The 11,144-nt window shown below is 38.3% G+C and carries 9 protein-coding genes, 1 pseudogene and 1 other annotated feature; of the genes and pseudogenes, 2 read left to right on the top strand and 8 right to left on the bottom strand.

Translation table 11 applies throughout. The features are described 5' to 3' along the window. Positions 1-44: 44 nt before the first annotated feature. From DVW83_RS01355 to DVW83_RS01365, 3 genes are read right to left on the bottom strand one after another with little or no spacing between them, the layout of a single operon-like run. Positions 45-728, bottom strand: coding sequence for a hypothetical protein (locus DVW83_RS01355; protein WP_137238924.1), 684 nt, complete (start codon positions 726-728; stop codon positions 45-47). Continuing rightward, complete coding sequence (locus DVW83_RS01360) at positions 697-2,826, bottom strand: hydantoinase/oxoprolinase family protein (RefSeq protein ID WP_104660307.1); 2,130 nt, start codon at positions 2,824-2,826, stop codon at positions 697-699. Before DVW83_RS01360 ends, DVW83_RS01355 begins: the two co-directional genes overlap by 32 nt. A gap of 38 nt (positions 2,827-2,864) precedes the next feature. After that, positions 2,865-4,202, bottom strand: a complete 1,338-nt coding sequence (locus DVW83_RS01365) for a citrate transporter (protein WP_104660306.1) — start codon at positions 4,200-4,202, stop codon at positions 2,865-2,867. A gap of 434 nt (positions 4,203-4,636) precedes the next feature. On the opposite strand from DVW83_RS01365, the pseudogene DVW83_RS01370 reads away from it, so the two are divergent. Next, positions 4,637-5,888, top strand: a pseudogene (locus DVW83_RS01370) (transposase). Here the strand turns inward: DVW83_RS01370 and rplT are convergent. From rplT to infC, 3 genes are all read right to left on the bottom strand, one after another. Then, positions 5,877-6,236: a 50S ribosomal protein L20 gene (rplT, locus tag DVW83_RS01375; protein WP_005875407.1), complete on the bottom strand. Its 360-nt coding sequence runs from the start codon at positions 6,234-6,236 to the stop codon at positions 5,877-5,879. The pseudogene DVW83_RS01370 and the gene rplT sit on opposite strands and share 12 nt — an antisense overlap. Before the next feature lie 53 nt (positions 6,237-6,289). Then, a complete protein-coding gene (rpmI, locus tag DVW83_RS01380) occupies positions 6,290-6,490 on the bottom strand; it encodes a 50S ribosomal protein L35 (RefSeq protein WP_002289309.1) in 201 nt (66 codons plus the stop codon). 71 nt (positions 6,491-6,561) lie between these two features. Beyond that, a complete protein-coding gene (gene infC, locus DVW83_RS01385; protein ID WP_016177253.1) occupies positions 6,562-7,086 on the bottom strand; it encodes a translation initiation factor IF-3 in 525 nt (174 codons plus the stop codon). A gap of 43 nt (positions 7,087-7,129) precedes the next feature. Continuing rightward, positions 7,130-7,255 (bottom strand) — a sequence feature (ribosomal protein L20 leader region). A 313-nt stretch (positions 7,256-7,568) separates the two neighbouring features. Between infC and DVW83_RS01390 the strand changes: the two genes are divergently transcribed. Further along, positions 7,569-8,933: a lytic polysaccharide monooxygenase gene (locus tag DVW83_RS01390; protein WP_104660305.1), complete on the top strand. Its 1,365-nt coding sequence runs from the start codon at positions 7,569-7,571 to the stop codon at positions 8,931-8,933. Between the two features lie 281 nt (positions 8,934-9,214). Here the strand turns inward: DVW83_RS01390 and DVW83_RS01395 are convergent, their stop codons facing one another. Together DVW83_RS01395 and DVW83_RS01400 are read right to left on the bottom strand one after the other, a co-directional pair. Beyond that, a complete protein-coding gene (locus DVW83_RS01395; RefSeq protein WP_104660304.1) occupies positions 9,215-10,120 on the bottom strand; it encodes a magnesium transporter CorA family protein in 906 nt (301 codons plus the stop codon). Positions 10,121-10,345: 225 nt separating this feature from the next. After that, complete coding sequence (locus DVW83_RS01400) at positions 10,346-11,005, bottom strand: deoxynucleoside kinase (protein ID WP_174784242.1); 660 nt, start codon at positions 11,003-11,005, stop codon at positions 10,346-10,348. Positions 11,006-11,144: the final 139 nt, after the last annotated feature.

Here is an 11,144-nt window from a genome sequence, read left to right on the forward strand (position 1 = left end):
TAGCCAAAAATCGAACTATCCTGTCTAGCTAACTTTTTATTATTTCAAGATTCGATTTTTCTTTGTTCGATCTCTTGTAATTCTGCCGATAATTTTTCACTTCGCTCTGGATCGTACGGCCAAACCATCGCTACCTCCAATATATATGGATGAAAACCAAACTGATTGATTTCCTGTGAAAAACTCATTGCGGCGATTTCGCTCAGGGAACGAATCGTTGAATAATATTTGTAAGAAAAGATATGCCATAGTTCGATTTTCGTTTGTTGTGTATAGATCAATGGATAACTCATCTCGATATGATGGAATAATTCATGGGCCAAAATCGAATCAGTGATTTTGGTCGTTGTTAGATCTGGATGTTCACTTTCTTGTACAAAACGTTGGATAGGTTCCAACATCGATCGGATACCCTCTTCTTTGTCATAGGTGGCAAAAGTTACACGTTCAGCTGTTGCTTCTGATTTACAGTGCACTACGTTAGTGCCTAATATTCCACAAAGCTCCATGATGTTCTTATGGGGATATTTTTTCCGCAAGGCCCGTGCCGTTTGTTTCCCACACATGATGGCTTGTTGAATAAATTCTTTTTGTTGCTCCAAAGAGACTTTTTTTCTTAAAATGTCTCTTTGGAATTGATAATACCCCCAACTTTCCTCTGAGATAGTAAACAACTCATTGAGCAATCGATTTAGTTTATGTTTGCTTGATGTTTCCAGCAACAACAATCACTTCTTCCCCTGGTTCCAAAGTAGAGATTTCTAGATCCATCAATAATTGTAGCTGTTCAAGATCCGTTGCAGTAAAGTCAGAGATCCTTGCCCCCAGACAGAGATAAAATTCTGGACGAGCGATCAGTTCCGTTTGATAAACTGCCATCTCTTCCCATAGTTTTTCTACCGCAGATAAATAATTGCCAGCAGTCGTTTTTAAGCAAGCAGCATTCCCTCGCTGTACTTTGATAAAGCCCTTTTGGTCTACGATTCGGATCGCTCCGGCATTTTTCGGACGTTTTTTTTCACCCACCACATAAAAGAACGGTGTGCTTTCCATTACCTCGACTTCCGCTGTAGAAACTCGCATATCTTCAGCAGCTAACTCCAACGCTTCTGACAGCGTGATCTCTTTTGTTAAATCAGTTGCTTTCACTTCTGTCGACCCCGTAGCAATAGCTGTGACTTTTGATGTTTGAGGATCAATTTCAACATGGATCTCAATTGATTCCGGTGTTGCTCCTGATTCGATTGCTTTATTCATTGCCTCATTCTTCAATGCACGAATATCTTCTTTACTTGGAGATGGGATGATCCGTTCTACAACATCTCGTACCATCGCTAATGCAACACCGATTGACGAAATCACTTCCGCATTTTCAGGGATCGAATATTTTACGCCCATTTTATTACTAAAATAAGTAATCAGTGAAGCAGCTCCGCCGCCTACACCTACCAATGAAATCTGATCTTTTTCTAAATGGTATTTTTCAGCTAACTCCAAGATAACTGGTTCGATTTTAGCATACGATTTTGCCATGATCTGTTCCGCAATATCTTCTACTGTAGTTTGACAATAATCTGCTAAAACTTGTAGCGCTTTACGGGCAGAAGGGCCATTTCCATAAGAAAAATGCTCTTCTTGCACTAATCCCAATACATTTGCTGCACAAGTATTTGTGATCGTTACTTCTTGGCCATCCTCCATCACGACTTTAACGTAGTCTGCCGGATCGCCTTCTTTTGGTGAAAAGAATACTACTTTCGGTCCTTTGATTTCTTCTGTCGGTGTAAATACAGCATAGTCCAAACCTGCAATATGCGCAGAACGTGGGCCTACATCAATGATCCCTACTTGATTGGCGCGAACCATCGAACCACCTGCTACTCCTAACACTCGAACATCTAATGAAGAAATATAGGTTGGATGTCCACCAACGATCGAATAATCGATTGCCGGACGGCCGTTTTTGATGACACCGATATTAGTTGTCGTGCCCCCCACTTCAAAATAGACTCCGTTGGATGCCCGCAAATACATCAATGATCCCATCACAGAAGCTGCTGGTCCAGAAAGCATTGTCAATACTGGACGTTTTTTCATCTCGTTGATTTCCATAACGCCCCCATCGCCACGCATGATCATCAAAGAAACGTTGACCCCTGCTTCACGCACTGAATTTTCTGTAGAAGTAGCAGTATCTAGCATTTTAGGCAGAATAGAGGCATTGATTGCTGCCGTTCTCGTTCTTCTAGTCAGTCCATATAATTTAGTGATATCAGATGCCATCGTTGTTGGAATGGCTTTACAAGAAGCAGCTTCATAAACAACACGTTCTGGCTCACCATTATCTACCCCAAAGGCCATCGAAGATACTAGTACCTCCGCTTTTTCTTTTTCTAAATTAGAAATCGTTTCAGCCACTCGGTCCACGTTCAAATGTTTTACTGGTAAAAAAGCATTGACGATTTCGATTTTTTTCTTGTTCCCTAGATCAATATCGTTCAATCGTGTTTGTCTTTTGGCTAAGAACCCTTCAAGACCACCTTTCGACATGCCGATTACTCCAACTTTGGCTACATCTCCTTCGATCAATGCATTCGTTGCTTGCGTTGTCGAGTGAGCCACGAAAACAACATCATCTGGACTGATTTGATTTTCTTGCAAACAGTTTTGAAAAGACTGCACCACTCCTGCTGCCACCCCATTCAAATGATCATGTGTCGTCTTCACTGAAGACTTCCCAATAATTTCATGTGTGGCATTATCGATTGCTACCGCTTTTGTATGTGTCCCGCCAACGTCGATCCCCATTCGTACAAACCGTTTCATCCGTCATTCCTCCATTTCATTTCTATTGTCACAATCTGTTAGAAGTTACCGTACAATAAGAACGTGATCATACAGACAATTGCCCCGATTATCCAACCAGTTGGAATTGATTTTTTCATATACTCTCTTGAAGATACTTTTGTATAGCCTAAGCCCCAAGCTACCCATGATTGCGTAATATCTAAATGCTGTGGCGCAATCGTCGTTGTTGCAAATAGCGGAAATAAGAAGGCAACGGGCATTGTTGGATTCACTGCTAAAACAACTGCTAGAATGGCTGAACCAGAACCCACTAAACTTAAAGGACCACGGAAAAACCCAAGTGGTATCAATATGGCAAATGCTATAGCCAAAACTAAAGGCGTTTTTGGAATAAAGTCCCCAAAAATTGCTGAGAAATAAGAAGAAGCATACGCAGCAGAATTATTGAACATTGCCAAAGTCATTAAAAAGCCAACCATCGGCGCAACATCTGTCGCTCCATCTGTAAATAATTTAGCGAATTGACGGCAGATTTCTTTATATCCTCCACGTAGTTTCCCAGTAAAAAATAATGCCCAGATTCCAGCAATCATAAATCCTAAAATGATCGGAACATCTAATAACACGACACCTAAAACTGGGATAAGTACTGCTAACCAAGAAATCATCGGTGCATCACCGCCATCACTTTGCATTTCAGCAGCCATTGCGTAACGCTTCTTTTTATTCATTGATATATTAGACACAACTAAAACAACTACCAAGCTTACAACCATACCAATCATTCCGATTTGGAAATAATCGTTATATGTGTAGCTTTCTGCTGCCGGATTGAATCCAGCGTAGATCGTTTGATATTGCTTGAAGTTCACAATGTTCGCAAAAATCCCTGCCATGATCGAACCCATGAATGAAAACAATGCAATCGGAGCCGAAATCCCTAATGACATCAAGATAGGTAAAACAATTACTGCAATCGAGATAACTGGCCCGATCCCTGTCATAGACATAAAGATAATAGCAGTTACGATGCAAAGCAAACTCATCGTGATCCGTGGTTTATCCCCACCAAGTTCCACTACTTTTCGGATCAATGTAGCTGCTATACCACTATCCACCAACACTCGACCAAAGAAAGCACCAAAAAATACATTTACTAAAATCGATTTCGCATATTCTGCAGGGCCCGTTGCATAGATATGTGTCAATACATCGATCAATCCTTGACCTTCCATTGCTGGGTTAGGAGAAAAGTAATTACCTACTAACGCCAAACTCATCCAAACCGTTGCCATGATCGCTAAACCAATCATCAAGTTGTAACCCTTCACACAATACCAAACCATAAAGAAAAACGAAATAACTAATAAAATACCTATAATAATATCACTCATACTGCCCCTCCATTTTCTTTTTAACTAAATCAACAGATCACTCTGATATATCAGAAACCTCATTCTAACGAATTAAGTAATCGCTTACATTAAAATAAACGTATAATCATTGTGGATAAGATTAGAAAACACTAATTATTGTATCTCTAAAAATATTTTGCTGTTGGGAATCATCTATGTTCTCTTACGAAAAATAGGAGCCAATATAGAAATAGAAGAGCGTATGAGGCAAATCTAAAAACCAGGTTTACTACAGACTCTCGAATAAACGGCGTCCAAAAGTCAGGTTTTTCGGGAATTTCAAAAAAACGAGAGTGGGATAAAAATCAGTTTTTTTCTGATTTTTGTCCCGCTTTTTTGATTTTAAGGTACACAAAAAGCACACAACCTTGTATGATTAAAGTGACTAAACAAAAATCAAAGGAGTGTGCCTTATGTTTAAAAATTATACCATCAATCAAACCACTTTACGGAACAATATATTCCAGAAACGGATGTCGCCTTTACAGTCAATGCCTTAGTCGAATCAATCCCACCTCTTTCATCAATTGGAATACGAACTTGGTCGTCCAGCCTATCATCCAAAAATGATGTTAAAAATTATTCTTTATGCGTATACCCAACGAGTACTTTCTGGAAGAAAAATTGAGTTTCTATTGGATGATAGTTATTATATGCATTGGTTAACGAATCATGAACAAGTCAGCTATCGCACCAGCAATCGATTCCGAAGTCATGAGACAACTGCTCATCTTTTAGTGGAAGCATTTGTCTTATTTCGACGTCAATTGATTACCAATCAAGTCATTGAGAATGAAAGACGACTACATAGGGAACGGACAGCTAAAACCAGGCTACAATTTACAAATCGCAATAGAAAATCAATATGTCTTAGCGTATGACTTATTCCCAAATCCAAACGATACCAACACATTCAATCCATTTTTAGATCATTTTTAGACCAGCACAAAGAACTCCCAGAGTGTATTGTGGCAGATGCTAGTTATGGTAGCGAAGAGAATTACATGTATATCTATGACATCCTACATAAAACACCCTTGATCACTTATAGTGGTTATTATAAAGAAAGAAAAGTATAGGAACCAACCATTTCACGTGGAAAATTGGTTGTATCTCGAAGAACAAGATTCATATATTTGCCCAGTAAAACGCCCTGTTCCATTTAAATAATATAGTCGAAGAAAAGATAAAGGTGGGTTTGTACGGGATTTCAAAATCTATGAGTGTGAGGATTGTCAAGGGTGTCCCCTCCGTTCACAATGTACGAAAATGAAAAGTGAGCGAAATCGACAAATTCAAGTAAATAATAATTGGCGCTATTTTAAAGCGGACTGCAAGAAAAAGCTTTTAGAAGAAAAAACCGGTTCGATTTATCGGAAACGAAAAATAGAAGTCGAATCAGTGTATGGCCATCTAAAGGCTCAATTAGCGTTCCATCGTTTTCATTTGCGTGGAAAAGAAGGAGCGAAAATTGATATTGGGTTGGCACTCATGGCACTAAATTTAATAAAATTAGCAACATATATGAAGGAAAAAGTGTCTAAAATAGAAAAAATACGCCTGATTTTGATCTTGTACATCAAAATCAGGCGTATATTCTTTTTAAGAAGGACTATTGTCCCAGAATCCACTTTGCTATATTGCTTTATAAGCTTATTTGCTTAAAGCGTCTTTAGCTTGGTCAGCCAATGCAGTAAATGCCGCTGCATCGTTGACAGCCAAGTCAGCTAACATTTTACGGTTGATGTCGATTTCAGCTAATTTCAAACCGTGCATCAATTTTGAGTAGCTCAAGCCATTCATACGAGCCGCTGCGTTGATACGAGCGATCCACAATTTACGGAAGTCGCGTTTCTTTTGACGACGATCGCGATATGCGTAGTTGTATGAATTCATTACTTGTTCTTTTGCTGTTTTAAATAAAGTGTGTTTTGAACCGTAGTAACCTTTTGCTAGTTTTAGCATTCTTTTACGACGTTTACGAGTTACTGTTCCACCTTTAACACGTGCCATGTATAATTCCTCCTAATAAAAATAAATCTTCAAATTTCGTTTGTTTGTGTTTTTTATTTCATTTTTGCTAGTTGTTGACGAATACGTTTGAAATCGCCACTAGAAACCATGCTTGCTTTACGCAATTGACGGCGTTGTTTTTTAGTTTTACCGTGGAAACGGTGACTTGTAAACGCACGGAAACGTTTTAATCCGCCTTTACCAGTACGTTTGAAACGTTTTGCTGATCCGCGGTGTGTTTTTTGTTTTGGCATGACTATATTTCCTCCTCAAAATCTTTCGTTATCCGACTATCGACTGTCCAACAGCCAGTTAGTCATTCAAATTACTTACTGTCGTTTTTCGGTGCCAGCGTCAAGAACATGCTGCGTCCGTCCATTTTCGCTTTTTGTTCCACTGTTGCAATATCAGCAGTTTCTTCAGCTAAGCGATCTAAGACTTTTTGACCAATTTCTTTATGGGTAATGGCACGGCCTTTGAAGCGGATAGAAGCTTTTACTTTATCGCCCTTCTCTAAGAACTTACGTGCATTACGAAGTTTTGTATTGAAGTCATTCAAATCGATTGTTGGACTTAAACGAACTTCTTTTACATTGATCACTTTTTGTTTTTTACGCGCCTCGCGGTCTTTCTTTTGTTGCTCGAAACGGTATTTCCCGTAGTCCATGATTCGCGCAACTGGTGGTTTCGCACCTGGTGCAACTAACACAAGATCTAAATTTGCTTGTTCTGCAATCTTCAATGCTTCTGCTTTTGTTTTAACCCCTAATTGCTCACCATCTGAACCGATCAATCGTAACTCACGCGCACGAATGCCGTCGTTAACCATCATATCCTTTGCTATGGTCATTCACCTCCAAATATTATGAGAGAAAGAAAAGCTTGCCGGATAAACGGCAATAAAAAAACGAGTTCTCTTCCAGAACCCGCACGTCATTCACCTAATCAAGTAGATGAAAACTATCTAGCCCAGTGACTGTGTCAACTAAGGCGAGAAGCGGGTGCTTCTGCTTTTATTTCTCAACTTAAATAGTATAGCAAATCCTCGTTACTTTGTCAATGGAATTCTTATAAATGATGGTTTTCATTTTTATAGCCATTTGTTGTATCCTTAGCGCAAACTTTACATGAACGTTATTTCTAAAATCAAATTGATTCTAATATTCTAATCTTCACATAGGAAACTATAGTTACCTAGCGCTAGGTAATTCTTGATTAGGATAACGTTTCCATTTTTGATATTCTATATTCAAATAACAATTATTTTAATTTGAAACTGATTGTAAATTAAGATGATCGTTATCAAAAAATTAAAAATTTTGGAGGAATATGATGAAAAAACAACTTTTAGCCACTCTATTCTGCTCTACAGCTCTTTTCGGTAGCCTAATGATCAACCAAATTTCTGCTTCTGCTCATGGGTATGTGGAATCACCACCTAGCCGAGGCTATCAAGGTGCCATTGAACGGAATACGCTTGGGTATTCAGCTGCTTGGGAAAAATACGGAGCAGTTATTACAAACCCTCAATCACTTGAAGCCAAAAAAGGATTTCCACAAGCTGGTCCTGCGGATGGACGAATTGCCTCTGCGGAAGGTGGCTTGGGCCAAATCGGTGATTTTGTCTTGGACAATCAAACAGCGAGTCGTTGGACAAAACAAGAAGTGAAACAAGGCGCTATGAACATCACATGGCATTATACGGCTTCACATGCAACAGCTAAATGGCATTATTACATGACAAAAGCTGATTGGAATCCAAATGATTCTTTAGATCGCGGTGACTTTGAGTTGATTGGTACGATCAACCACGATGGCTCGGCAGCAACAAATAATCCAAAACATAACATTACTATTCCAAGCAATCGCTTGGGTTACCATGTGATCTTAGCGGTCTGGGATGTTGCAGATACACCAAATGCCTTTTATAACGTAATCGATGTCAATGTAAAAGGCGATGCTGGTATTCCAGTAGCACCATCTGCGCCACAAAATGTCCGTACAGCTAATGTGACAGCAAGTTCTATCGCACTAACTTGGAACGGTCAAGCAAATACAGCTTCTTACAATGTTTATCGAAATGGCACATTTATCGGTAATACAGCCAATGCTGAGTTTGCAGATAGTAAGCTTAAAGAAAAAACCACTTATCGTTATGAGATCGAAGCGGTTGGACAAAATGGATTAACTTCACCTAAAACAGCTATTTCAGTGACGACGTTGTCCCAAACAAGCCAAGAAAAACCAACTGCACCTAAAAGCCTGCATTCGATGGGAACCACTAGTTCAAGTGTTTCACTTATGTGGGGACGTTCTTCTCATACGCAAGGAATCAAGCAATATGATATTTACCGAAACGGTTCTCTAATTGGTTCAACTACAAAAACAACGTTTGATGATACGAACTTAAAAGCGAATACAACTTATACTTATATGGTCAAAGCAATCAGTAATTCTAATGAAGTCTCTGATGCTAGCAATGTTTTGACTGTGACCACAGATAAAAAGGAAGAAGGTGGCACAGAAGTAGAAGGCAGACAATGGATCTTAGGAACATTCTCTTCTCCACAGCTTTATACAAAACATGAAAAAGTGGTTTATCAAGGAAAACTGTACGTAACATTACAAACACATATTAATTATGGCGATACGACTTGGGCCCCTGATCAGGCAGATACATTATTCCATTTAAACTAAAAAAGCAGCTAGGAAAGACATTCCAACCAAAAAAAGAGTCTGGGACAAATCTAAAAATCAGGTTTGCTACAGACTCTGATTCCGAATAAACGACGTCCATAAGTCAGGTTTTTTCAGAAATTTCAAAAAAACGAGCGTGGGACAAAAGTAATAAACACTTTTGTCTCGTCCTCTTTTTGTAGGGATAATTTTTAAACATCCATTCACGATTTTTCCAGCAATTGTTTTCTGTTGTTTCAATTTCGAATAACTTCCGACAGAATTCTTTCACTATTTCAAGTTCAGCGGATTCTTCGCCATAATGCCACTAACATCCAGATCGATAAAAGTAAGCTGATGATCAAGGCGATTCCCCATCCAAAGACGGAATGTGTAAAGGGTAATTGTAAATTCATCCCAAAAAATCCGGTAACGATGGTCGGCACCGTTAAAATCAATGACCAGACAGTTAGAAATTTCATCGTATCATTCAAATTATTATTCAATAGATTATTATAAGTTCCTGATAACTGGTCTAAAATTTGAGAAGCTAAATTAGTCATCTCAACTGCCTGTTTGGCTTCAATGAGTGCATCATCCAACTGTTCTTTTTCTTTCTCTGTTAATTTCCGAAAAATAGCGAGAGCTTTGATTTGCTCAAGTAAAACGACATTTTGTTTTGTCCCAGTGACTAGATAGACCAAACCGACTTCTAAGTCAGATAAAGCCAACAGATTTTTATTTGTTGTTTTTTCTCGCAGTCGCATATTCAATCGTTGACGTTCACTGTTAACCTCTTCAATAAGTGGGAAGAAAGAACCCGAAATCAGAAATAACGTTCTAAATAGCAAGCTATAAACAGAAACTTCTGAGTCTCTTTCTAGCAGAGCATTGATCAATCGAATAACATACTCCGTATTTTTAGTCGTAAAGGTAAACAGCCCTCCATCTTTTAAAATAAATGCTACTGGACTAGTCTCATAATGATTTTCGATTTTTTGTTGATGTGGAACATTCGTTACTAATAATAGTGCATCATCTAAGCTATCATATTCTACACGTGCCCGTTCATTTTTATCGAGTGAGTAAGTCAGCATTTCATCACTTATCCCATACTCTTCTTTTAGATTTTTAACCGCGATGGCATCATCGCTTGAAACATTCATCCAAAAATTTTGATCGTGGTTAAAAAAAATTTTTTCTCTCACTTTAGCTCCCCCTTTACTTGTACACAAAAATGAATGTGGGTCAAAACTAAAAATCAGTTTTGCTACAGACTTTAATTCTGAATAAACGACGTCCAAAAGCCAGTTTTTTCGGAAATTTCAAAAAAAACGAGCAATACAAAAAACGTATTGTTCGTTCTTCTCTCCAATTTCTCAAACCTAAACAACTTGTGTCTCGACCTCATTCTATCATTTCTATAAAAAAAATTAAGAAACGATGACTTCTTTTCGAATTTCTGCTAGTTTCTCTTCGATTATTTTCAATACCGCCTCTTTAGCTTCAGGATCTTCCACGAAATTAAACTGATCCCCATCGATCTGGATTTTAGGGCTTTCTTTATACTCCTCATACCACTGATCATAACGACGGTTCAATTCTTTGTAATAGTCATATAATGTAGGGTCAAAAGAAAGTTGTTCATATGAACGTCCTCTTTTTTCGATCCGTTCAAGCATCGTCTCAAATGACACTCGAATGTGAACAAGTAGATCAGGATGCTTTTTGTGTGCAGCATATGGGAGTTCTTCCATCATATTCTCAAGCAATTCATCATAGACGCGAACTTCAGTCTCCGTTGCTCTACCTAGATCAGCATTTAGGTGGAACAGCAATGAATCTTCATAAATAGAACGATCCAAAACATTGTTATCTTCTTCCATTGCTTGCTTGATACTTGCAAAACGTTTATTCAAAAAATATATTTGTAGCAAAAATGCGTACTGCTCAGGATTGGCATAAAATAAGGGTAGTACTTCATTATCATCGATTGATTCATAAAAAGCTTGACTGCCCAAGTGTTCAGCCAACATTTCTGTTAAACTTGATTTACCGGCACCAATCGTACCTGCTAAAACGATCACGCTCATTTACCTCCAACTCACTTCATCACTAAATATAGTGTCTTTTTCCAATTCTTTCTAAATATACCCCCAATATCTGGTAGTGTCAAATAGAAATCTCCCCTTTTCACTAAATTAAAAACCCAAAAATTTCTTAAGAAAAAAA

This window comes from Enterococcus sp. VV15, from assembly GCF_005236045.1.
GTDB classification, from domain to species: domain Bacteria; phylum Bacillota; class Bacilli; order Lactobacillales; family Enterococcaceae; genus Enterococcus_B; species Enterococcus_B durans.

What these genes read in the sequence shown, in the direction of transcription:
- DVW83_RS01360 (WP_104660307.1), bottom strand. Translation starts at nt 2,826, where the DNA reads ATGAAACGGTTTGTACGAATGGGGATCGACGTTGGCGGGACACATACA.
- DVW83_RS01365 (WP_104660306.1), bottom strand. Translation starts at nt 4,202, where the DNA reads ATGAGTGATATTATTATAGGTATTTTATTAGTTATTTCGTTTTTCTTT.
- rplT (WP_005875407.1), bottom strand. Translation starts at nt 6,236, where the DNA reads ATGGCACGTGTTAAAGGTGGAACAGTAACTCGTAAACGTCGTAAAAGA.
- rpmI (WP_002289309.1), bottom strand. Translation starts at nt 6,490, where the DNA reads ATGCCAAAACAAAAAACACACCGCGGATCAGCAAAACGTTTCAAACGT.
- infC (WP_016177253.1), bottom strand. Translation starts at nt 7,086, where the DNA reads ATGACCATAGCAAAGGATATGATGGTTAACGACGGCATTCGTGCGCGT.
- DVW83_RS01390 (WP_104660305.1), top strand. Translation starts at nt 7,569, where the DNA reads ATGAAAAAACAACTTTTAGCCACTCTATTCTGCTCTACAGCTCTTTTC.
- DVW83_RS01400 (WP_174784242.1), bottom strand. Translation starts at nt 11,005, where the DNA reads ATGAGCGTGATCGTTTTAGCAGGTACGATTGGTGCCGGTAAATCAAGT.